Origin of the sequence: Cereibacter sphaeroides 2.4.1, assembly GCF_000012905.2 — a bacterium.
Taxonomy (GTDB): Bacteria; Pseudomonadota; Alphaproteobacteria; order Rhodobacterales; family Rhodobacteraceae; genus Cereibacter_A; species Cereibacter_A sphaeroides.
On the sequence record NC_007493.2, the window covers coordinates 2,388,485 to 2,410,003 of the forward strand.

Below are 21,519 nucleotides of genomic sequence, written 5' to 3' on the forward strand. Positions count from 1 at the left end.
CGAAATGCATTCAAGTGCGGGACCTGCAGCATCGCGACTTCCTCCGCCAGCATGACCTGGTTCAGGTTCAAAGGGTGCTTCTCAGCCCGGGAAGGTCCCGGACGCCCCTGTCACTCCGGATAGGCTTAACGCGAAGCCGCGGCCCGGCGCAAGGGCCGTGCGGGAGGCGCGGACGGCGAGCCGACAGCCACGCCCTGCATTTCGCGAAGCGCGGATGACCGGCGGCGGAGTGCCGGCTCGTGCTGGGAGGATCTCGTTCCGGCGAAACGGACGAGCCACCGGAGCCGCGCCTCCGCGACCTCCAGTGGACCTGCGCCCTCGGGGCAGCGTCTGCGGATCCTGGCGCCCGCGCTCAGCGCAGGCCGGTCTCTTCCAGGAGGCCGAGGCGCTTGGCCTCGTAGTAATAGCCGTTGCGATACCACTGGATCGCGCGCTCTTCGTCGCCCTGCGCCACGAGCCACGCCCCGCGGAGATATTTCCCGCCGTAGGTGAGGTTCGTCTTGGCGTCGAGCAGGCTTTCGGGCGCGCCGCGATAGCCCATGGTCTTGGCCGTCTGGGGATGGATCTGCATGAGCCCCATATAGGGCCCGTTCTTGGCCCCCGGATTGTAGCCGCTTTCGCGCTTCACGATCCGGTGCATCAGCGACGGCGGCACATGGTAGAGCTTGGCGTAATCGCTCACCATCCGCATCACCTCGGGCTGCCCGGACATCTCGCCGCGTCCCTCGGGCGCCTTGGCGCCCCCGCCGCAGCCCGCCAGTGCCAGAGCCGCCGCAAGAAGCGCGGCGCCTGTCGTTCCCTTCATCCTGCCTGTCCCTCTGCTGCCTTCACGACGGCTGTCAGATCGTCCCACACCTTCGGTGCGGCGACGAGCACCATGCCACCGGCGGCGTCTTCGGGAAAGGGGGCAGTGCGTCCTCCGGCTTCCTCGACCATCAGCATGGCCGCCAGACAGTCCCAAGGGTTCATGTGCGGCTCGTAATAGCCGCCGAGCCGGCCCGCCGCGACCGAGGCCAGCATGATCGCGCCCGAGCCGTTGCGGTAGAACATGCCGCCCCGCCGCATCAGTTCGCGCACCAGCGCCGAGGCGAAGTCGGGCGAGGTGCGGTGGCTTGCGCCGAGCGCCACGTTGCAGGAGCCGATGGTGAGATCCTCGCGCGCGCGGAGCCGCTCGCCGTTCAGGAAGGCTCCCTGCCCCCGCTGCGCCGAGAAGGTCTCGCGCGCGAGCGGATGTTCGATCACCCCCGCGACGGTGCGCCCCTCCTCCTGCAGCGCGAGCACCACGCACCAGTGCGGCAGCCCGGCCAGGAAGGGCGCGGTGCCGTCGATCGGGTCGATCACCCAGGTGAAGCCCGACCTGCCCTCCTCTGCGCCATGCTCCTCGCCCAGCACCCCATCGTCGGGGAAGCGCGCGGCGATGCGGGCGCGGATCAGCGTCTCGACCTCGCGATCGGCGCGGCTCACGATGTCCTGCGGGCTGGCCTTGGCCTCGACCGCGAGGCTCTCGCGGCGGGCGAAGAAATCGAGCGCGAGGCGCCCGGCTTCGGCCGCCACTTCGAGCGCCAGCGTCAGGCGGTCCTTCACCGGATCGGTCAAGATATGGTCCTCATTCGTGGAATTTCGGGGCCCGATGCCAGCGCCAGGCATCGGCGATCATGTGCGGCAGGGTCGAAAGCTCGGGCTCCCATCCCAGTTCACGCACCGCGCGCTCCGAGCCGCAGACGAGGGCCGCCGCATCGCCCGACCGGCGGTCGCCGAACAGGATGGGCACTTCGCGGTTGGTTACGGCGCGCGATTGTTCGATCACCTCGCGCACCGAGAAGCCGCGCCCGGTGCCGAGGCAGAAGACCCGGTTCGGGCCGCCGTCGAGCAGGCGGTTCAGGCCCAGCACATGGGCCTGGGCCAGATCCATCACATGCACATAGTCGCGGATGCAGGTGCCGTCGCGCGTGGGATAGTCGGTGCCGAAGACGGTGAGCGCGGGCCGCCGGCCCGCCACCGCATCGAGCATGAGCGGGATCAGATGCGTCTCGGGATCGTGCTGCTCGCCGACCTCGCCCTCGGGGTCGGCGCCCGCCACGTTGAAATAGCGGAAGATCGTGTGGTTGAGCCCGAAGGCCGCGCCGAAATTCGCCACCATCTCCTCGATGGCGCGCTTGGAGGCGCCATAGGCGTTGATCGGGCGCTGCGGCGTATCCTCGTCGAGCACCACGCCGTCCTGATCGCCGTAGGTGGCGCAGGTCGAGGAGAAGACGAAGTTCTTCACCCCGGCCGCCACCGTCGCCTCGAGCAGGTTGAGCGCGCCGGTCACGTTCACGCGCCAGTAGGTGCCGGGATCGCGCATCGACTCGCCCACGAGCGAGAGCGCCGCGAAATGCATCACCGCCACGGGTTTCCAGGTCTCGAGCGCCGCGTCGATGCTCGCGCGGTCCATCAGGTCGCCGCGGGCGAGCGGGCCGAACTTCACGGCCTGCTCCCACCCCGTCGAGAGATTGTCGAAGGTGACGGGCTCGAACCCGGCCCGCTTCAAGACCTTGCAGGCGTGCGAGCCGATGTAGCCCGCCCCTCCCGTCACCAGAACCCGCTGCGCCATCGCCCGATCCTACCGTCCGACGCCCACATAATGGGTGAAGCCCGCGGCGCGGGCATCCGCCGGCGCATAGACGTTGCGCAGATCGGCCATCCGCGCGTCGGCCATGCCGCGCGCAAGCCGCTGGAGATCGAGCGCGCGGAACTCGTTCCACTCGGTCAGGATCACCAGCACCGAGGCGCCTTCGGCCGCCGAATAGGCATCCTCCATCCAGCGGACGCCGGGCAGGAGATGCTCGCCCTCGCGCCGGCCCTCGGGATCGACCACCCGCACCTTGGCCCCCGCCCCCACCAGAGCGGGCACGATGGTCAGCGCGGGCGCATCGCGCATGTCGTCGGTGTTGGGCTTGAAGGTCACGCCCAGCACCGCGATCACCTTGTCGCGGCACGAGCCTTCGCAGAGATCCTCGATCTTCTCGATCATCCGGCGCTTGATCTCGTCATTGACCTTGATGACGCTCTCGACGATCTGGATCGGCGAGGCATGATCCTGCCCCATCCGGGCGAGCGCCTTGGTGTCCTTGGGGAAACACGAGCCGCCATAGCCCGGGCCCGCATGCAGGAACTTGTTGCCGATGCGGCCGTCGAGGCCCATGCCCTTGGACACGGCCTTGATGTCGGCCCCCACCCGCTCGCAGAGGGCGGCGATCTCGTTGATGAAGGTGATCTTCGTCGCGAGGAAGGCGTTCGCGGCATATTTTATCATCTCGGCGCTCTCGAGCCCTGTGTAGACCACCGGGAAGTCGCGCAGGAAGAGCGGGCGGTAGATGTCGGCCATGATCTTCTTCGCGCGCTCGGTCTCGACGCCCACCACCACCCGGTCGGGGCGCATGAAATCGTCGATGGCCGCGCCCTCGCGCAGGAACTCGGGGTTCGAGGCCACGTCGAAATCGGCGGCCGGATTGGCCGCCCGGATCGTCTCGGCCACCTTCCGGTTGGTGCCGATCGGCACGGTCGATTTCGTCACCACCACCGCGTAATGATCGAGCGCATGGGCAATCTCTTCGGCGGCGGCCATCACATAGGTGAGGTCCGCATGGCCGTCGCCGCGCCGGGTGGGCGTGCCCACGGCGATGAAGACGGCATCTGCGCCGCGCATGGCCTCGGCCAGATCGAGCGTGAAGGACAGCCGTCCCGCCGCCACGTTCCGCGCCATCAGCGCCTCGAGACCCGGCTCGAAGATCGGGACCTTGCCGTCCCGCAGCTTGGCGATCTTCGTCGCATCCTTGTCGACGCAGACCACCTCGTGGCCGAAGTCCGAAAAGCACACACCCGAGACGAGGCCCACATAGCCCGTGCCGATCATCGCAATCTTCATGGAAAAAGCTGTCCTCTTCCGTTTGCGGACTGTGTGTCAGCCGCTCTTTGATCTGTCAATTTCAACTCTAGGTATTTTCGAGGGCGACAGCGCTCGCCCGCCGTTTCAGCACGGATTCCCGCCAGGTAATGTAGCTGATGGCGGAAATGATGATCCCGCCGCCCAGAAGGACGAAGGGATCGACCCGCTCGCCGAAGGCCAGTGCCCCGAGGAGCGTGGCCCACAGCAATTGCAGGAATGTGACGGGCTGCGTCACGGTCAGCGGCGCAGCCCCGAAGGCGCGGGTCATGCAGTAGTGGCCCGCCGTGGCGAAGACCGCGACCAGCGCCAGCCAGAGGAGTTGGTCCACCCCGACCGGCACCCAGACGAGCAGCGCGAAGGGCAGGAGGCCGAGCGTCACCGTGGCCGACATCATCGCGACGATGGCCCCCGCCCCCGCCACGTCCGACAGGCGGCGCGCCAGAAGGTAGCTGCCCGCGAACAGCGTGGCCGCGCAGAGCTGCGACAGGTGCCCCGCCGAGAGCTCGCGCAGCCCCGGCCGGAGCACGATCAGCGCCCCCACCAGAGCCACCGCCACCGCAAGGATCCGCCGCAGCGCCAGCCGCTCGGAGAAGAAGAGCGCGGCCCCGACCGTCACCAGCACCGGGTTCAGATAGCCGATGGCCGTCACTTCGGCGACCGGGATGCGGGCCATGGCGTAGAACCAGCAGATCACGGCGGCCGTGTGGAACGCGCCGCGCAGCCCGTAGAGCTTCAGCGTGCTCATCGGCACGCCCTGCCGCAGCACCGGCACGAGCGTGGGCAGCAGGAACAGGGCCCCGAAGGCAAAGCGCAGGAAGGCCCCCTGCGCCGCAGGAATGTCGGTGCCGAGATAGCGGACGATCCCCGTCACGCCCACGAAGCTCACCCCCGAGGCGAGCATCCAGAGCACGCCCTCCAGCGTGCGTGTCCGGCTGGGAACTGCGGGGCGGGCGCTCATGGCGGGCAGTCAATCCGATCCCGCAGGCCACCGCAAGAGCCGTTCGGCGCCCCGTCCGGCCGCCTCCGGCAGCCGCCGGGATCGCGGCGCGACAGTGGGCATGGACGTCCTCGGGCAGCGGTGCGGGCCGCCGCCCTCTGGCCGGGCCCGCCGCCGCGCGGCGGACCGACCGGATCTCAGGCGTCGAGCTTCGCCGCCACATCCTCGGGGATGTCGAAGTTGCCGGTGACGGTCTGGACGTCGTCGTCCTCCTCGAGCGCGTCGATCAGCTTCATCAGCTTCTGCGCCGTCTCGAGATCGACGTTGGTGCGGTTCTGCGGCTTCCAGACGAGCTTGGCTTCCTCGCTCTCGCCCAGCACCTTCTCGAGCGCTTCGGACACTTCGTTGAGGCTGGTGTCGCCGCAATAGATCCAGTGGCCCTCTTCGTCCGACTCGACATCGTCGGCGCCGGCCTCGATGGCGGCCATCATCACCGTGTCGGCGTCGCCCGCCGCGGGCTTGTAGGTGATCTCGCCCACGCGGTCGAACATGAAGCTGACCGAGCCCGTGGTGCCGAGGTTGCCGCCGTATTTGGTGAAATAGCTGCGGACGTTCGAGGCGGTGCGGTTCACGTTGTCGGTCATCGTCTCGACGATGATGGCGATGCCGTTCGGCCCGTAGCCTTCGTAGCGGATCTCCGAGTAATCCTCGGCATCGCCGCCCTGCGACTTCTTGATCGCGCGCTCGATCACGTCCTTGGGCATCGAGACGGCCTTCGCCGCCTTCACCGCCAGCCGCAGGCGCGGGTTCTTGTCGGGGTCGGGGTCACCCATCTTCGCGGCGACGGTGATCTCCTTCGCCAGCTTCGAGAACATCTTCGAGCGCAGCTTGTCCTGCTTGCCCTTGCGATGCTGGATGTTCGCCCACTTGGAATGGCCCGCCATGACCCTCTCCGATCGTTCCTTGCATCGCGCGCCTATAGCTCAGCGCGCCGGGGGGCCGCAAGCCCGGCCGCGGGGTCGCGGCGGACGAGTCGGCTCAGAAGGGGAAAAAGACCGGGATGAGGAGGCTCATGACCACCATCATCAGGATGTTCAGCGGCACGCCGATGCGCAGGAAGTCGGTGAAGCGGTAGCCGCCCGGCCCGTAGACGAGCGTGTTCGTCTGATAGCCGATGGGCGTGGCGAAGCTCGCCGAGGCGCCGAACATGACCGCGACCACGAAGGGCCGCGGATCGACGCCCAGGGATCCCGCAAGGCCGATCACGATCGGGGTGAGGATCACCGCCACGGCATTGTTGCTGACGAGCTCGGTCAGGATCGAGGTCAGCGCATAGACCACGAAGATCAGCGCGAAGGGCGGCAGCCCTTGCATCCACGGGGCTACGGCACCCACGACCATCTCGACCGCGCCGGAATGTTCGAGCCCCGCCCCCACCGCCAGCATCCCGAAGATGAGCGCGAGCAGCCGCCCCTCGATATAGCCGAAGGCCTCGTCGGCATCGATGCAGCGGGTGACGAGCACGACCGCCACGCCGATCATGGCAAGGATCGCGATGGGCGCCACGTCGAAGGCCGACAGGAGCACCACCGCCGCCAGAACCGCCATCACCACGGGCGCGCGGCTGCGCCGGTAGGCCCGGTCCGACGGCTGGGCGATGTCGACCACCTGCATCTCGGAGGCCAGCCGCTCGATATCGGCCTGCGCCCCCTCCAGGAGAAGCGTGTCGCCCACCTGCACCACGAGATCGTCGAGCTGGCGGCCGATGTTCTGGTTGCGCCGGTGCGCGGCCAGCACATAGACCCCGTAGCGCCGCCTGAGGCGCATGGCGCCGAGCGAGCGGCCCACCATGAAGCAGCCGGGCGTGATGAGCACCTCGACCACCTGCGTCTGCACCGACGAGAGCTTGTCGACGAGCCGCAGCTCCTTGTTCGACTGCAGGCTCAGCACCTCGGACATGGGGGTGCGCAGCACCACCCGGTCTCCGGCCTCGAGCGTTGCCTCGGCCAAGTTGCGGCGCAAGGAAATGTCGCCGCGCAGCACGTCGATCACGCGCAGGCTGTCGCGCTTGAAGATGTCCACATCCTCGACCTTGCGGCCGATCAGGGCCGAGCCCTCGGGAACGGCCACCTCGGTGAAGAACTTCATCCGGCTCCGGTCCGAGAGCAGCATCCCCATGCTGTCGCGGTCGGCCAGCAGGCGTGGCGCGAAGAGCCAGAGGTAGCCCAGGCCCACGGCCGCGAGGGTCAGGCCCAGCGGCGTGATCTCGAAGATCGAGAAGGGCTCGAGGCCCGACCGGCGCGCCACCCCGTCGACCAGCAGGTTCGTGGAGGTGCCGATCAGCGTCACGGTGCCGCCGAAGATCGACAGATAGCTGAGCGGGATCATGACCTTGGAGGGCGAGACCTGCATCTGCCGCGCGATCTGCATGAAGACCGGGATCATCACCACCACGATGGGCGTGTTGTTCATGAAGGCCGACATGCCCACGATCACAAGCGACAGGAGAGCGAGGGTGCGCAGGGGCCGCGTCGCCGCATGGCGGACGGCGATCTGGGTCACGGCATCGAGGGTGCCGGTGCGCACCAGCGATCCCACGATGATGAAGAGCGCCGTGATGGTCCAGGGCGCGGGGTTGGAAAGCACCCCCAGAAGGTCGTCCTGCGGCAGGATGCCCACCGCCAGCATGAGCGCCCCGCCCGCAAGGGCCGTCACCTCGACCGGATAGATCTCGCGGACGAAGAGCACGAGCATCCCGGCGAGGATCGCGAGCGCCGTCCAGGCCTGCATCGGTTCCGACATCTCGAAGCCGAACATCATCTCTCCCTCAGAAAGGTCTTGGCCTGAATACGATGGTGAGACGCCCGCGCAAAGCCGCCGTGCGACCGGACCCTCGGCGGCGCACGGCGCGCCTGTCGGGCGGGCAGGCTCAGGGCCGCGACTCCTGCAGCCGCCCGCCGAGCCGCACCGGCACGATCCGCTGGGCCAGCCCCGTGCGGTCGTCGGTCTCGACATAGACGCCCGCGAGCGTCGCAGGCCCCCCGGCAGGCTCGAACCGACCCTTCGGCATCTGGGTGATGAAGCGGCGCAGCGGCTCGGTCTTCTCCATCCCGATCACCGAATCGTAATCGCCGCACATGCCCGCATCGCTCAGATAGGCCGTGCCGCCGCGCAGGATCTGCGCATCGCCCGTGGGCACATGGGTGTGGGTGCCGACGACGAGGCTCGCCCGCCCGTCGCACCAGTGGCCCATCGCCATCTTCTCGCTCGTGGCCTCGCAATGGATGTCGAGGATCGTGGCCTGCACCGCGCCGCCGAGCGGCATCGCCTTCAGCACCTGATCGACCGCCGAGAACGGATCGTCGAAGGGCCGCTTCATGAAGACCTGCCCCAGCGCCTGCAGCACCAGCACCTTGCGGCCGCCGACGGTGAAGACCCTCGCGCCCTTGCCGGGGGCGGTCCTGGCATAGTTCAGCGGACGGACGATGCGCGGCTCGGTCTCGATGAACTGCAGCATCTCCTTCTGGTCGAAGGCATGATCGCCGAGCGTCACGCAGTCCGCGCCCGCGGCGAGCAGCTTCTTCGCGTGGTCGGCGGTGATGCCCGCGCCGCTCGAGGCGTTCTCGCCGTTGACCACGACGAAATCGAGCCCCCATTCCGTGCGCAGCGCCGGCAGCCGTTCCGCCACCGCCGAGCGTCCCGCACGCCCCATCACATCGCCAAGAAAGAGTAGCCTCATCCCGGCAGCGTTAGGGCCGAGCCCCGCCAAGGGCAAGAGGATTCGGCCCTTTCCGCCCTATCCCCCGCGCCCTATCCTCTGCTCATGAGCCCGCTGCCGCCGTTCCTCGCCCCCTATTTCGACGCCCGCGGCTGGACGCTCCACCCGCATCAGGAAGAGATGCTGGCCCGTGCGGAGGAGCCCGCGCTCCTCCTCGTGGCGCCCACGGGCGGCGGCAAGACGCTGGCCGGGTTCCTGCCCACGCTGGCCGAACTTGGCCCCGCGCCGGGGCCGGGCCTCCACACGCTCTACATCTCGCCGCTGAAGGCGCTGGCCGCCGACATCCGCCGCAACCTCCGCGCCCCGATCGAGGGCGCGGGTCTCGCCATCCGGGTCGAGGACCGCACCGGCGACACCGGCAGCCACGTCCGCCGCCGGCAGCGCGCCGATCCGCCCCACATCCTGCTGACGACGCCCGAAAGCCTCGCGCTGCTCCTGTCCTACGAGGATGCGCCGAGGATCTTTGCCGGCCTGCAACGGGTGATCGTGGACGAGATCCATGCGCTGGCCGAATCGAAGCGCGGCGACCAGCTGATGCTCTGCCTCGCGCGGCTCCAGCGGCTGGCGCCGGGGCTGCGCCGCGTGGGCCTGTCGGCCACGGTCGAGGATCCGCCGGCGCTGGCGCGCTTCCTCGCCGCCCATCCCGGCCCCTGCCGCGTGCTGATGGCCGATCCCGGGCCCGATCCCGACATCGCCATGCTCGAGACCGAGGCGCCCCCGCCCTGGGCCGGCGGCGGCGGGCGGCATGCGATCCCCGAGGTGCTGGCCGAGATCCGCCGCCACCGCACCACGCTCGTCTTCCACAACACGCGCGCGCAGGCCGAGCTTTTCTTCCACGCGCTCTGGCTGGCCAACGAGGACGACCTGCCCATCGGCATCCATCATGGCTCGCTCTCGCGCGAGCAGCGCGAGCGGGTCGAGGCGGCGATGGTGTCGGGCGCGCTGCGCGCCATCGTCTGCACAGGCTCGCTCGATCTGGGCATCGACTGGGGCGACGTCGATCTCGTGATCCAGGTGGGCGCGCCGAAGAACGTCAAGCGCCTCGTCCAGCGCATCGGGCGGGCGAACCACCGCTACAACGCGCCGTCGAAGGCGCTCCTCGTGCCCGCGAACCGGTTCGAGGTGGTCGAATGTCTGGCCGCCCTCGAAGCCGTGCGCGACCATGCGCTCGACGGCGAGCCGCGGGGGCCGGGGCCGCGCGATGTCCTCTGCCAGCATATCCTCGTCACCGCGGCGGCCGGGCCTTTCGGGGCCGATGCGCTTTACGCGGAGGTGACGAGCGCCGGCCCCTATGCCGCCCTCTCGCGCGCGGATTTCGATGCCTGCCTCGATTTCGTGGCCACGGGGGGCTATGCGCTGCGCGCCTACGACCGCTGGCAGCGGATCCGGCTGAAGGAGGGGCTCTGGCAGCTCCGCGACCCGCGCACGGCGCAGGTGATCCGCATGAACATCGGCACGATCATCGACACCGAGGTGCTGAAGGTGCGGATGCGCGGCCGCGGCGGCACGCCGCTGGGCGAGATCGAGGAGGGGTTTGCCGCCACCCTCACGCCCGGAGACACGTTCCTGATGGCGGGACAGGTCGTGCGCTACGAGGGGCTGCACGAGATGACGGTCGAGGTCACGCGCAACCCCGGCCGCGATCCGCGAGTGGCCACCTTCAACGGCACCAAGTTCGCCACCTCGACGCTCCTCACCCACCGGATCCTCGAGCTGTTCCAGCAACCCGGCTGGCCCGACCTTCCGCGCCACACCGCCGACTGGCTGGCGTTGCAGCGCGAGGTCTCGCGCCTGCCCGAGGCCGACCGGCTGCTCGTCGAGAGCTTCCCCCACGACGGGCGCGAGCATCTGTGCATCTACGGCTTTGCGGGGCGCAACGCGCAGCAGACGCTGGGCCTTCTGCTCACCAAGCGGATGGAGGAGGAACGCCTGTCGCCCCTGGGCTTCGTCGCGACCGACTATGCGACGCTCATCTGGGGGCTCGAGGCCGTGACCGATCCCGCGCCGCTGTTCGAGCCCGACCGGCTGCGCGAAGGCCTCGAAGGCTGGCTCGCCGGCAATGCGGTGATGAAGCGGACCTTCCGCAATTCCGCCATCATCGCGGGCCTGATCGAGCGCACCCACATGGGCCGGCGGCGCACGGGCAAGCAGGCGACCTTCTCCTCCGACATCCTCTACGACACGCTGATGCGGCACGATCCCGGCCACCTCCTGCTGCGCATCACGCGCGAGGAGGCCGAGCGGGGCCTCGTGGATTTCGGCCGGATCGAGGAGATGCTGGCCCGCACCCACGGCCGCATCGACGCGGTGCGGCTCTCCCGCGTGACGCCTCTGGCCGCGCCGCTCTTTCTCGAGATGGGCCGCGTCCCGGTTGAGGGCGCCGGCCGCCAGCGGCTGATGGAGGAGCAGGCCGCGGCCCTGATGGCCGCCGCGGGGCTGAGCTGACCCGTCCCGCGCAGCGCCGGTGAGGCCAGCCGCGGGGCGCGCAGGCGCCGCCTCCCCCTCACGCTGGGGCTTGCGCGAGAGCCGCGGATCGGACAGGAACGGGCCATGAACGGACATGCTTTCTTCTTCGCCGGTGTGCGGCTCACGGCGCTGCCTTCGGGCGCGCTCTGGTGGCCTGCGGAACGGCTCCTCTGCGTCTCGGACCTGCATCTGGGCAAGGCCGAGCGGCTGGCGCGGCGCGGAGGCACGCTCCTGCCGCCCTACGAGACGCAGGCGACGCTCGCCCGCCTCGAAGCCGATCTCGAGGCCACGGGGGCCGAGCGCGTCCTCTGCCTCGGCGATTCGTTCGACGACGGGGCCGCGGCCGACGGACTGGCCGAGCCCGAGCGGCTCTGGCTTCGGCGGCTGATGACGGGGCGCGACTGGATCTGGATCCTCGGCAATCACGATCCGGCACCCACCGCCTGCGGCGGCAGCCACCGGGCGACCGCGGTGCTTGGCCCCCTCACCTTCCGCCATATCGCGGAGGGCGAGGCCGAGGTCTCGGGCCATTACCATCCGAAATGCGCGCTGGCGGGGCGGGCCCGGCCCTGCTTTCTCCTCGACGGGCGGCGGCTGATCCTGCCGGCCTACGGCGCCTATACCGGCGGGCTCTGGTGCCACGATCCCGCACTGGTGGCGCTGATGCAGCCCGGCGCCCTCGCGATCCTGACCGGCGCCAAGGCGATCCCGCTGCCGATGCCGCGGCGCGCGCCTCAGACGAGGCCGCGCTCCTCCAGCTTCGCGCGGTGAGCGCGGCTGACAGGGATGCGGCTGCCGTCGCTGAGCAGCAGGAAGAGCTTGCCCGGCTCGCGCTCGGTTCCCGTCACCGCCGACCAGGCCACCCAGTGCGAGCGGTGGACCTGCGCCCCCGGCACGCCCTCGGTCTCGTCCATGGCGTCCGAAAAGCGCAGCAGAAGGCTCGAGAGCCCGGCGCTCGTCACCACGTCGACATAGTGATCGCGCACCGTCATCGAGACCAGCGCGCCCCTGAGCTCCGGCTCCATCCGCTGCAGGAGCCGCGGCTGCCCGTCCGGCACGGGCTGCGGCCGGGCGCCGAGCCGGACCGACGAAAGGCCCAGCCCCGCGCAGAAGAGCGCGGGCGCCACTTCGAGGGCACTCGGGGCCTCGGGTCCGAAGGCCAGCTGCATCAGCCACCAGATCGGCAGCGTAAGCACCCCGGCCACCGCGAGCGCGAGGCCCGCCCCCCGCTTCAGATCGCGCAGGCCCACGGCCGCGAACCAGACGCGGAGCGCCAGCCCGAGCCCGAGGGTGATGGCGGCCAGTGCGCTCCAGACCAGAAGACGCTCCGGCAGGGCGACGGCCTGATAACTGCCGAAGGGGCCGGACACGGCGAGGCCCACGGAGGTCACAGCCCAGACGATCCAGGGAAGAGGGGCGGCAAGACATTCGGCGTAAGGGCGCGAGACGGACAAGGAAGCCTCCGCAAAACCTGAACGAACGGTCCGTCGCTACAGGACGCGGACCGCCCGATCAACTCCGCCGTGTGACGCAGGCGGACGGACTCCCCTTGTGCGCCGCCGCGGGCGTCAGGCCGTCAGGCCCTGCGGCTCGGGCAGGCCGTTCGCACGGCAGCAGGCGGTCAGCGTGTTGGCCAGCAGGCAGGCGATGGTCATCGGCCCCACGCCGCCCGGCACCGGCGTGATGGCGCCCGCCACCTCGGCGGCGGAGGCATAGTCCACATCGCCCACGAGCTTCGTCTTGCCGTCGCGCTCGATCCGGTTGATGCCCACGTCGATGACCGTGGCGCCCGGCTTCACGAAATCGCCGGTGATCATCTCGGGCCGGCCCACCGCCGCCACGAGGATGTCGGCGCCGCGGCAGACGGCGGCGAGGTCCCGGGTCCGCGAGTGGGCGATGGTGACCGTGCAGCTCTCGCCCAGCAGGAGCTGCGCCATGGGCTTGCCCACGATGTTCGAGCGGCCCACCACGACGGCATTCAGCCCCGAGAGAGCACCCAGATGATCGCGCAGCATCATCAGACAGCCGAGCGGCGTGCAGGGCACCATGCTCTTCTGCCCGGTGCCGAGACGGCCCACGTTGGAGATGTGGAACCCGTCCACGTCCTTGGCCGGATCGAGCGCATTGATGACGAGATCCGCATTCAGATGCGCAGGCAGCGGCAGCTGCACGAGGATGCCGTGCACGGCCGGGTCGTGGTTCAGCCGGTCGATCAGCGCGAGAAGTTCCGCCTCGGAGGTCCCGGCGGGCAGCCGGTGCTCGAACGAGGCCATGCCCACCTCGACCGTCTGCTTGCCCTTGGCGCCCACATAGACCTGGCTCGCGGGATCCTCGCCCACGAGGACCACGGCGAGGCCCGGCACGATGCCGTGCCCCTCCTTCAGCCGCGCCACCTCTTCGGCCACCCGGGCGCGCACGCCCGCCGCGAAGGCCTTGCCGTCGATCCGCTTCGCCGTCATTCCGTCCCCTCCTGCGGGGCGTCGGGCCCCAGAACCTCTTCCTCGCGCGCAATCGACCAGTCGATCAGGATGCGCCAGAGCGTTTCGATCAGGGCCGGATCCAGACCTTCGGCCATGGCGCGCACACGGACATTGCGCACCACCTCCTCGACGCGCGAGTCGATGCGCGCAGGCAGGCCCACGTCGGTCTTGATCTCGGCGGCACGGTCGATGTAGCCCGCGCGCTGCGCCATGAGCCCGACGATCTTCGCGTCGAGCGCGTCGATCATCGCGCGCAGGTCTTCCATCGAGTGGCAATCTTCCGGGGCTCGCACCTTGGTCCTCGCTTCTGGGTCCGGCCCCGGTTTCAGACACGGGGCACCAGAGGTCAAGGGGGCGAAACGCGCCGTCAGAAGAGGCCTTCGATCCGTCCCTCTTCGTCCAGATGGATAAGTTCGGCCGCGGGCTGGCTCGGCAGGCCTGGCATGGTGCGGATCTCGCCGCAGATCGCGACGACGAATCCCGCGCCGGCCGCCAGCCTCACCTCGCGGATGGGAATGGAGTGCCCCTCGGGCGCGCCCCGGATCGCCGCATCGGTCGTGAAGCTGTATTGCGTCTTGGCCATGCATACCGGCAGCGCCCCGTATCCCGCTTCCTCCCATGTTCGCAGCTGGTCGCGGATCACATGGTCGGCAATCACGTCATGTGCGTGATAGATGCGACGTGCCACGGTCTCCATCTTCTCGAAAAGCGGCATGTCGTCGGGATAGAGCGGCGCGAACATCGAGGGCGTCTCGGCCAGCTCGACCACCTTCTGCGCCAGATCCTCGATCCCGGCCGAGCCTTCCGCCCAGTGGCGGCAGAGGAACGCCTCTGCCCCCTGCCCCGCCGCATAGGCGCGCACGGCCTCGATCTCGGCCTCGGTGTCGGTGGTGAAATGGTTGATCGCCACCACGACCGGCACGCCGAAGCCCTTCACATTGGCGATGTGCCGCCCGAGGTTCGCGCAGCCGCGCCGGAGCGCCGCGACATCCTCGCGCCCGAGATCCTCGCGCGCCACGCCCCCGTTCATCTTGAGCGCCCGGACCGTGGCCACGACCACGGCGGCCGAGGGCTTCAGCCCCGCCAGCCGGCACTTGATGTCGAAGAACTTCTCGGCCCCGAGATCCGCCCCGAAGCCCGCCTCGGTCACGACATAGTCGGCCAGCTTCAGCGCCGTGCGCGTGGCGATCACCGAGTTGCAGCCGTGGGCGATGTTGGCGAAAGGTCCGCCATGGACGAAGGCCGGGTTGTTCTCGATCGTCTGCACGAGGTTCGGCTGCATCGCATCCTTGAGCAGCACGGCCATCGCGCCTGCGGCCTTCAGGTCGCGGCAATAGACCGGGCTCTTGTCGCGCCGGTAGCCTACGACGATCCGGCCGAGACGGCGTTCGAGATCCTCCAGATCGTCCGCGAGGCAGAGGATCGCCATCACCTCGGAGGCCACGGTGATGTCGAAGCCCGTCTGGCGCGGAAATCCGTTCGCCACGCCGCCGAGGTTCACCACCGTGTCGCGCAGCGCGCGGTCGTTCATGTCCATCACCCGCCGCCAGGTGATGCGCCGGGCGTCGAGCTCCAGCGCGTTGCCCCAGTAGATGTGGTTGTCGATCATGGCCGCCAGCAGGTTGTGCGCCGCCGTGATCGCGTGGAAATCGCCGGTGAAATGGAGGTTCATATCCTCCATCGGCACGACCTGCGCGCGCCCGCCGCCCGCCGCCCCGCCCTTCATGCCGAAGTTCGGCCCGAGCGAGGCCTCGCGGATGCAGATGACCGCCTTCTTGCCGATCCGGTTCAGCCCGTCGCCGAGACCGACCGTCGTCGTGGTCTTTCCCTCGCCCGCGGGCGTGGGGTTGATCGCGGTCACGAGGATGAGCTTGCCGTCCGGCCGACCCTCGAGCCCGCGGATGAAGCCCTGTCCGACCTTGGCCTTGTCGTGACCGTAGGGGATCAGCGCCTCGGCCGGGATGCCGAGCCCGGCACCGATCTCCTGGATGGGCTTCTTTCGCGCCGCGCGCGCGATCTCGATATCGGTCTGGACAGCCATGGAACCTCCCTCAGGCCTTGCGTGATCGTCTCCCCACGACGGATCTAGCGCCGGGCAGGAAGAAGGTCGAGCCGACCCGGCTAGGCCGTTCGTCGAATATGGGCGATCGCCTGTATCAAACAGAGCGCAAAGGCAAGTTCGAGCACCTCCTCGATCCGGCCCGCCCGCATGCCGATCTCGCGCGGAACGTCGATGCCGAAGGGCGCGAGCTTGCGGTCGATGCCGTCGATGGTCTTGGCCACGGCCGCAAAGGCGAGGCCCGCGAAGAGCCACCATGCGCCCGCCTCCGCCCGGAGAAGCCGCGCCAGCCAGTCGCGCAGGTTCCGGCGCAGGAAACGCACGAGGACCACGAGGATCAGCAGGATGAGAAGCCCGCCGATCACCTTGTCCGTCCAGCCGCCGGCCCCTGTATAGGTGCGCAGCTTGAGAAGTCCGTGCTCGGTGAGGCTCTTGTCGAAATCGAGCTCGCGCGCGGCCATCAGCAGGAGCGCCACCGGCACATGCCAGCTCGCAAGGCCGCGCCGCAGTCCCTTGATTTCGAACCACAGGAACGTCGCCGCGCCGAGAAGCACCACGGTCAGAAGCTCGACCCCCTCGCCTTCCTTGAAGAAGAGGTCGAGGTCGTCGAGGAAGACGAGATTGCCGAGAAGGGCCGCAAGGGTGGCCGTCGCGGAGACGGCAAGGACGGTCGGAGGAGTAAAGCTCAAGGATCTTTCCAGACGGGGCAGCAAGAGGCGGGACGGGACGGATACCCTGACCCGGACCACCAGCGCCCGGGCCGGGGCGATTGTATCAAAATGATGAATATGCGCCGGAAAGGAAAGAGCGCGTTGCCGTCCCACCACAAGGGATGGGCCGCGGCAAGGGCCGCCTTGCAGCCCGAGACGATGGCTCCGGCCCTCTTCCGGAGCAAGACACGCAAGGGTCGGATTGCCGTCGCTTCCGCGACGCGGCAGACCGAATGGCCGCCTCGGCGGGTCCGGGAGGATGGGACATGCTCCGTAGCCGGGAGCGACTTGGCCGAAGGGCGAGAGGAGGCCCGTCATTCGCAGCGCCGCATGCTCCCCATTCCCGCCTCGACCAGAGGCGTGGAGATCGATCAGATCCCGGCCCGGCCAGCGGATGTGGGGGCGCCGGGCCCATGGCTCCGTCGCCGACCGCAGGTCCGGGCGGCAGCTCCGGCACCCGCGCGCAGATCCAGCGCGGGGCGCAAAGGAAAGCCCCGAAGCCTTCGCAGGCTTCGGGGCTCCAAGTCGCTTCCCGGGGGGTCGGCTCAGACGGAGGGCTCGAGCCCGCCATCCGCCTTGATGACCTTCGGCCGGGTCTTCGGGATCGCGGCCACCGAGCCGCCGCCCACCGGACGGTCGGCATCGTCGTCCGAGTCGATCGGCTCGCCCGCGATCACACGGCGGATCTGGTCGCCGGTGAGCGTCTCGTATTCGAGGAGGCCCTTGGCCAGACGTTCGAACTCTTCCGACTTCTCGGTGAGGATCCGGTAAGCGGTCTGGTAGCCCTCGTCGATCAGGCGCTTCACCTCCGCCTCGATCATCTTCTTGGTCTCGGCCGAGACCGAGAAGCCCGCGGTATTGCCCTGATAGCCCTCATGCGCCTCGGCATAGTCGATGTTGCCGACGACGTCCGACATGCCCCAGCGCATCACCATGGCGCGCGCGAGCGCCGAGGCCTGCTGGATGTCGCCCGCCGGGCCGGAGGAGACCGCCTCTTCACCGTATTTGATGATCTCGGCCGCCTTGCCCGCCATGGTCATGGCGATCTTCTGCTTGCCCTCGTCCTTGTGCATGTTCAGCCGGTCCATCTCGGGCAGGCTGACCACCATGCCGAGCGCACCGCCCCGCGGGATGATCGTGGCCTTGTATACCGGGTCGCACTTGGGAAGGTTCAGACCGACGATGGCGTGACCGGCCTCGTGGTAGGCGGTCTTCTCCTTCTGGTCGGCGGTGAGGACCATCGAGCGCCGCTCGGCCCCCATCATGACCTTGTCCTTGGCATTCTCGAAATCGTCCATCGTGACGAACCGCCGCCCGACGCGGGCCGCGAGCAGCGCCGCCTCGTTCACGAGGTTCATCAGGTCGGCGCCCGAGAAGCCCGGCGTGCCGCGCGCGATCAGGCGCAGGTCGACGTTCGGCCCCAGCGGAACCTTGCGGGCATGGACCGACAGGATCTTCTCGCGGCCCTTGATGTCGGGGTTCGGCACATGGATCGTGCGGTCGAAGCGGCCGGGGCGCAGCAGCGCCGGGTCCAGCACGTCCTTGCGGTTGGTGGCCGCGACGATGATGACGCCCTCGTTGGCCTCGAACCCGTCCATCTCGACCAGAAGCTGGTTCAGCGTCTGCTCGCGCTCGTCGTTGCCGCCGCCGATGCCCACGCCACGGGCGCGGCCCACGGCGTCGATCTCGTCGATGAAGACGATGCAGGGCGCGTTCTTCTTGGCCTGCTCGAACATGTCACGGACACGGGAGGCACCGACACCCACGAACATTTCGACGAAATCCGAACCCGAGATGGTGAAGAAGGGCACGCCGGCCTCGCCCGCGATGGCACGCGCCAGAAGCGTCTTGCCGGTGCCGGGCGGGCCCACGAGCAGCGCGCCCTTGGGGATCTTGCCGCCGAGACGGCTGAATTTCTGCGGGTTGCGCAGGAATTCGACGATCTCTTCCAGCTCTTCCTTGGCTTCGTCGATGCCGGCCACGTCGTCGAAGGTGACGCGGCCCTGCTTTTCGGTCAGAAGCTTGGCCCGGCTCTTGCCGAAGCCCATCGCCCCGCCGCGCCCGCCGCCCTGCATCCGGTTCATGAAGAAGATCCAGATGCCGATCAGCACGAGGAAGGGAAGCCAGAGCGAGATCAGCGAGAAGAAGCCCGACTGCTCCTGCGCCTCGGCACGCACTTCCACGCCATGATTGATCAGACGGTCTGTCACCTCTTCGCCCTGCGGCTTGATCGCCACATACTGCGTGCCGTCCTTGCCGCGCACCATTACCCGTTCGCCGTCGAGCGTGACCGAGGAAACCTCGCCATTGTCCACCCGGGCGATGAAATCGGAATAGGAGATGGTGCGCGAGCTGCTGGTGGTCTGGCCGCCGCTGAACAGGTTGAAAAGCGCCAGGATCAGCAGAAACAGGACCACCCAGAAAGCGATATTTCGCGCGTTGCCCACAAATGTCTCCTTGCAGAGTCTCTCCGCGGGACCACCCGCAGGTCATTGCGGCATAAGATAGACATAAGCGCGGGCCGTTCAATGCGATAGTAGAGAAAGAAAATCCCCATTTTGCAGGGGGTGCGCGACGGCCGTCCAGCCGTTCGACAGTCCCGCGAGGGGGGCCGCCACCAGCGCATCGCCGCGCCAGACGGACGGCGCGGCGAGAAGGCTCGGCCGCGGCAGGCCCGAGGCCCGCCAGTCGGGGCAGCGGGCCAGACCCTCGGGCCCGAGCGCTCGGGTCTCGAGCCCGTCGGTGGAAAAGTCCGCCCCTCCCGGAGCTTGCAGATCCCAGCGGCCATCCCAGCGCTCTCCCACGGCCGCCACGACGGACCGGACAGCCTGCCATTCCCGGCCGATCCGCAGCCCTTCTCGGCGGGGCGCCAGCCGGCATCCGTGGAGCGTGACCGTCGTCCCATCAAAGACGCGGCGCATGGCTTCGCCGAGCGCAGGCCCCCGCGGACCATATTCCGCCGACGCCACCCATTGCAGCGCGGCCTGCAGCAGCCGGCGCAGGATCTCCGGCGGAAGCTCGAGGACGGGGGGCGCCAGCACCACATCGCCGCGATCCACCCGCGCGAGGCGTCCGGCGGCCTCGCGGAGCTGCAGATCGAGCGCATCGCGGACCTCGGCCAGATGGCCCGCCACATCGGCCAGCCGCTCGGGGCGGAGGCCGAGGTCGGCAAGGCTTTCCATCGCCTGTCGCATCCGCACCCGGTCGAAGGCGGGATTGTCGTTCGAGGGATCCTCGATCCAGCTGGCGCCGCGGCGGCGCAGATCCGCACGCAGTTCCTCGCGGCCGATCCCGAGCAGCGGGCGCAGCCAGACCATTCCCTCGGCCCGCCGCACCGCCTGCATGGCGGCGAGACCGTCGACCCCTGCCCCGCGCGCGAGCCGCATGAGGAAGGTCTCGGCCACATCGTCGCGCGTATGGCCGAGCGCCACCGCCTCGAGCCCGGCCCCCCGCGCCCAACCCGCGATCAGCCGCAGCCGGGCGCGCCGCGCCTGATCCATCAGGTTGCCGCGCCCGTCCCAGCCCTCCCACCGCAGGATGTCGTGGGGCACCCCAAGGTCTGCACAGACGCGGCCCACCGCGCGCGCCTCGTCCGCGGCCTCGGGCCGCAGGCCGTGATCCACCGTCACCGCGCGCGTGGCGATCCCCGCCTCGGCCGCGAGATGCAGCAGCGCCATGGAATCGCCGCCCCCCGAAACGGCGAGGCCCAGGGCCCGCGTCTCGCGCAGCCCCGGGCCCCTCAGGAACCGCTCGCGCAGCGGCATCAGCTGCAGCCGAGCCCCTGCATGGTCGTGGCCGCCTCGGCCGCCGACGGGCTGCCCGGGAAGCGGGTGCCCACCTCGGCCAGCGTCACGCAGGCCTCGGGCGTCTGGCGCAGGTCGCCGAGCGCCCGGCCGAGCTTCAGCAGCGCCTCGGGCGCGCGCGGCCCGTCGGGATCGCCCGAAAAGCTCTCGAGATAGGCGCGCGCCGCATTGGCCGTCTCGCCCAGCCGGCTCAGCGCCTCGCCGCGCAGATAATGCGCCTCGTAGGTCAGTTGCCCGCCCGTGTAGGTCTCGGCAAAGGTCTTAAAGAGGTCCGCGGCGGTGCGAAAGTCACCTTGACCGAGCACCTCCTGGGCCCGGTCGAAGTCGGCTTTCTCGTTGACGGCGAAGGTGCCGGCAGGATCGGCCGCCGGGGCCGGCGCAGGGGTGGGCGCGGGCGCCGCCGAGGCTTCCCCGCCGAGCGGCTTCGTCTCGCCGATGGCGCCGATGTCGCAGCCCTCCTCGAGCTCGCAGACGCGGAACTCGAGATCGCCCACGCGGTTCGAGCCGTCGCTGACCACGCGGTTGATCTTCAGTTCGAGCGACTCGGCCTTGGCGGTCACCTGCGCGATGGCCGCCTCCATCGCATCCATGCGTTGGAGGGCCGACCCGCCCGCCGCCCCCGAGGTGGCGGCGCCGGTCGAGACCAGCTCCCGCTTGAGGTCGTTGAACTGCCCCTGAAGGGCGGCGATCTCGGCCTTGATGTCGGCCAGCGTCTGCGCGCGATCCTGCGCCGCCGCCGACAGCGGCGCCAGCGCGAGCGCGGCGGCGAGGATCAGGGTGCGCATGGGATCAGACCCCCGCACCCATCGAGAGCACCGTCACGGCCCGGCGGTTCTTCGAGTAGCAGGCCTCGGTCGAGCAGACCTCGACCGGGCGCTCCTTGCCGTAGGAGACGGTCTTCATCCGCGACGGCGCGATGCCCTTCGAGATCAGGTAGTCCTGCACCGCCGAGGCGCGGCGGGCGCCGAGGGCGAGGTTGTATTCCCGCGTGCCCTGCTCGTCCGCGTGGCCTTCGATGATGATCGCATAGTCGGCGTTCGACATCAGCCACTGCGACTGGGTGTCGAGCGTGGCGCGCGCCGCATCGTTCAGCGTGCTCTGGTCGACGGTGAAGAACACCCGGTCGCCGAGGGTCTGCTGGAAATAGGCGATCGAGCGCGGATCGTTCGGCCCGCCGAGACCCTGGCTGTCGATGCCGCCCGCGCCGTAGCCGCCCGACCCATAGCCGCCCGTGCCGCCGGCCCCTCCGGCCCCGCCCGCGCCGTAGCGGTCGGGATTGTTGCAGGCGGCAAGGCCCAGGGCCGCCAGGAGAATCAGGGCCTTCGGAAGATGGGTCATGGAAATGTCCTTCGCAGATC

At 69.3% G+C, this 21,519-nt stretch carries 19 protein-coding genes and 1 riboswitch; of the genes, 2 read left to right on the forward strand and 17 right to left on the reverse strand.

The annotated features are described in order from the left end of the window. Nucleotides 1-21: 21 nt before the first annotated feature. Nucleotides 22-119, reverse strand: a riboswitch (TPP riboswitch). Nucleotides 120-352: 233 nt separating this feature from the next. The 8 genes from RSP_RS11560 to RSP_RS11595 all read right to left on the reverse strand — a co-directional run bounded on the left by RSP_RS11560 (nucleotide 353) and on the right by RSP_RS11595 (nucleotide 8,604). Then, nucleotides 353-805 carry a lytic transglycosylase domain-containing protein gene (locus RSP_RS11560; RefSeq protein WP_002720830.1) on the reverse strand — a complete coding sequence of 151 codons (453 nt, stop codon included), beginning with the start codon at nucleotides 803-805 and terminating at the stop codon, nucleotides 353-355. Next, on the reverse strand, nucleotides 802-1,596 hold the full coding sequence (locus tag RSP_RS11565; RefSeq protein WP_011338389.1) for an inositol monophosphatase family protein: 795 nt from the start codon (nucleotides 1,594-1,596) through the stop codon (nucleotides 802-804). The genes RSP_RS11560 and RSP_RS11565 overlap by 4 nt, the downstream gene beginning before the upstream one ends. 10 nt (nucleotides 1,597-1,606) lie before the next feature. After that, nucleotides 1,607-2,593 carry a UDP-glucose 4-epimerase GalE gene (gene galE, locus RSP_RS11570; protein WP_011338390.1) on the reverse strand — a complete coding sequence of 329 codons (987 nt, stop codon included), beginning with the start codon at nucleotides 2,591-2,593 and terminating at the stop codon, nucleotides 1,607-1,609. Between the two features lie 9 nt (nucleotides 2,594-2,602). Beyond that, nucleotides 2,603-3,907, reverse strand: coding sequence for a UDP-glucose dehydrogenase family protein (locus RSP_RS11575; RefSeq protein ID WP_002720833.1), 1,305 nt, complete (start codon nucleotides 3,905-3,907; stop codon nucleotides 2,603-2,605). Between the two features lie 67 nt (nucleotides 3,908-3,974). Then, nucleotides 3,975-4,886, reverse strand: a complete 912-nt coding sequence (locus tag RSP_RS11580) for a DMT family transporter (protein ID WP_011338391.1) — start codon at nucleotides 4,884-4,886, stop codon at nucleotides 3,975-3,977. A 176-nt stretch (nucleotides 4,887-5,062) separates the two neighbouring features. Continuing rightward, nucleotides 5,063-5,809: a YebC/PmpR family DNA-binding transcriptional regulator gene (locus RSP_RS11585; RefSeq protein ID WP_011338392.1), complete on the reverse strand. Its 747-nt coding sequence runs from the start codon at nucleotides 5,807-5,809 to the stop codon at nucleotides 5,063-5,065. 94 nt (nucleotides 5,810-5,903) lie between these two features. Beyond that, entirely contained in the window at nucleotides 5,904-7,682 is a 1,779-nt protein-coding gene (locus RSP_RS11590) for an SLC13 family permease (protein WP_011338393.1), read from the reverse strand. Nucleotides 7,683-7,794: 112 nt separating this feature from the next. Beyond that, nucleotides 7,795-8,604: a TIGR00282 family metallophosphoesterase gene (locus RSP_RS11595; RefSeq protein WP_011338394.1), complete on the reverse strand. Its 810-nt coding sequence runs from the start codon at nucleotides 8,602-8,604 to the stop codon at nucleotides 7,795-7,797. 84 nt (nucleotides 8,605-8,688) lie between these two features. Between RSP_RS11595 and RSP_RS11600 the strand changes: the two genes are divergently transcribed. Next, on the forward strand, nucleotides 8,689-11,088 hold the full coding sequence (locus tag RSP_RS11600) for a ligase-associated DNA damage response DEXH box helicase (RefSeq protein WP_011338395.1): 2,400 nt from the start codon (nucleotides 8,689-8,691) through the stop codon (nucleotides 11,086-11,088). A gap of 105 nt (nucleotides 11,089-11,193) precedes the next feature. After that, nucleotides 11,194-11,880 (forward strand): ligase-associated DNA damage response endonuclease PdeM, encoded by a 687-nt coding sequence (gene pdeM, locus RSP_RS11605; RefSeq protein ID WP_011338396.1) that lies wholly within the window; start codon nucleotides 11,194-11,196, stop codon nucleotides 11,878-11,880. Here the strand turns inward: pdeM and RSP_RS11610 are convergent. The 9 genes from RSP_RS11610 to pal all read right to left on the reverse strand — a co-directional run bounded on the left by RSP_RS11610 (nucleotide 11,844) and on the right by pal (nucleotide 21,499). Beyond that, nucleotides 11,844-12,563, reverse strand: coding sequence for a LytTR family DNA-binding domain-containing protein (locus RSP_RS11610; protein WP_011338397.1), 720 nt, complete (start codon nucleotides 12,561-12,563; stop codon nucleotides 11,844-11,846). The two genes, pdeM and RSP_RS11610, sit on opposite strands and share 37 nt — an antisense overlap. A gap of 114 nt (nucleotides 12,564-12,677) precedes the next feature. Next, nucleotides 12,678-13,568 carry a bifunctional methylenetetrahydrofolate dehydrogenase/methenyltetrahydrofolate cyclohydrolase FolD gene (gene folD / locus RSP_RS11615; RefSeq protein WP_011338398.1) on the reverse strand — a complete coding sequence of 297 codons (891 nt, stop codon included), beginning with the start codon at nucleotides 13,566-13,568 and terminating at the stop codon, nucleotides 12,678-12,680. Next, nucleotides 13,565-13,882 carry a chorismate mutase gene (locus RSP_RS11620; protein WP_009561857.1) on the reverse strand — a complete coding sequence of 106 codons (318 nt, stop codon included), beginning with the start codon at nucleotides 13,880-13,882 and terminating at the stop codon, nucleotides 13,565-13,567. Before RSP_RS11620 ends, folD begins: the two co-directional genes overlap by 4 nt. 74 nt (nucleotides 13,883-13,956) lie before the next feature. Next, entirely contained in the window at nucleotides 13,957-15,630 is a 1,674-nt protein-coding gene (locus tag RSP_RS11625; RefSeq protein WP_002720843.1) for a formate--tetrahydrofolate ligase, read from the reverse strand. Nucleotides 15,631-15,710: 80 nt separating this feature from the next. Then, nucleotides 15,711-16,337, reverse strand: a complete 627-nt coding sequence (locus RSP_RS11630; protein WP_043763983.1) for a hypothetical protein — start codon at nucleotides 16,335-16,337, stop codon at nucleotides 15,711-15,713. Between the two features lie 566 nt (nucleotides 16,338-16,903). Continuing rightward, nucleotides 16,904-18,805 (reverse strand): ATP-dependent zinc metalloprotease FtsH, encoded by a 1,902-nt coding sequence (gene ftsH / locus RSP_RS11635; RefSeq protein ID WP_002720845.1) that lies wholly within the window; start codon nucleotides 18,803-18,805, stop codon nucleotides 16,904-16,906. A gap of 78 nt (nucleotides 18,806-18,883) precedes the next feature. Then, on the reverse strand, nucleotides 18,884-20,122 hold the full coding sequence (tilS, locus tag RSP_RS11640) for a tRNA lysidine(34) synthetase TilS (protein ID WP_011338400.1): 1,239 nt from the start codon (nucleotides 20,120-20,122) through the stop codon (nucleotides 18,884-18,886). Further along, complete coding sequence (ybgF, locus tag RSP_RS11645) at nucleotides 20,122-20,946, reverse strand: tol-pal system protein YbgF (RefSeq protein WP_011338401.1); 825 nt, start codon at nucleotides 20,944-20,946, stop codon at nucleotides 20,122-20,124. The genes tilS and ybgF overlap by 1 nt, the downstream gene beginning before the upstream one ends. 4 nt (nucleotides 20,947-20,950) lie before the next feature. Then, nucleotides 20,951-21,499, reverse strand: a complete 549-nt coding sequence (gene pal / locus RSP_RS11650; protein ID WP_002720848.1) for a peptidoglycan-associated lipoprotein Pal — start codon at nucleotides 21,497-21,499, stop codon at nucleotides 20,951-20,953. Between the last annotated feature and the right edge of the window lie 20 nt (nucleotides 21,500-21,519).

What these genes read in the sequence shown, in the direction of transcription:
- RSP_RS11560 (WP_002720830.1), bottom strand. Translation starts at nt 805, where the DNA reads ATGAAGGGAACGACAGGCGCCGCGCTTCTTGCGGCGGCTCTGGCACTG.
- galE (WP_011338390.1), bottom strand. Translation starts at nt 2,593, where the DNA reads ATGGCGCAGCGGGTTCTGGTGACGGGAGGGGCGGGCTACATCGGCTCG.
- RSP_RS11575 (WP_002720833.1), bottom strand. Translation starts at nt 3,907, where the DNA reads ATGAAGATTGCGATGATCGGCACGGGCTATGTGGGCCTCGTCTCGGGT.
- RSP_RS11580 (WP_011338391.1), bottom strand. Translation starts at nt 4,886, where the DNA reads ATGAGCGCCCGCCCCGCAGTTCCCAGCCGGACACGCACGCTGGAGGGC.
- RSP_RS11585 (WP_011338392.1), bottom strand. Translation starts at nt 5,809, where the DNA reads ATGGCGGGCCATTCCAAGTGGGCGAACATCCAGCATCGCAAGGGCAAG.
- RSP_RS11590 (WP_011338393.1), bottom strand. Translation starts at nt 7,682, where the DNA reads ATGTTCGGCTTCGAGATGTCGGAACCGATGCAGGCCTGGACGGCGCTC.
- RSP_RS11595 (WP_011338394.1), bottom strand. Translation starts at nt 8,604, where the DNA reads ATGAGGCTACTCTTTCTTGGCGATGTGATGGGGCGTGCGGGACGCTCG.
- RSP_RS11600 (WP_011338395.1), top strand. Translation starts at nt 8,689, where the DNA reads ATGAGCCCGCTGCCGCCGTTCCTCGCCCCCTATTTCGACGCCCGCGGC.
- pdeM (WP_011338396.1), top strand. Translation starts at nt 11,194, where the DNA reads ATGAACGGACATGCTTTCTTCTTCGCCGGTGTGCGGCTCACGGCGCTG.
- folD (WP_011338398.1), bottom strand. Translation starts at nt 13,568, where the DNA reads ATGACGGCGAAGCGGATCGACGGCAAGGCCTTCGCGGCGGGCGTGCGC.
- RSP_RS11625 (WP_002720843.1), bottom strand. Translation starts at nt 15,630, where the DNA reads ATGGCTGTCCAGACCGATATCGAGATCGCGCGCGCGGCGCGAAAGAAG.
- tilS (WP_011338400.1), bottom strand. Translation starts at nt 20,122, where the DNA reads ATGCCGCTGCGCGAGCGGTTCCTGAGGGGCCCGGGGCTGCGCGAGACG.
- ybgF (WP_011338401.1), bottom strand. Translation starts at nt 20,946, where the DNA reads ATGCGCACCCTGATCCTCGCCGCCGCGCTCGCGCTGGCGCCGCTGTCG.
- pal (WP_002720848.1), bottom strand. Translation starts at nt 21,499, where the DNA reads ATGACCCATCTTCCGAAGGCCCTGATTCTCCTGGCGGCCCTGGGCCTT.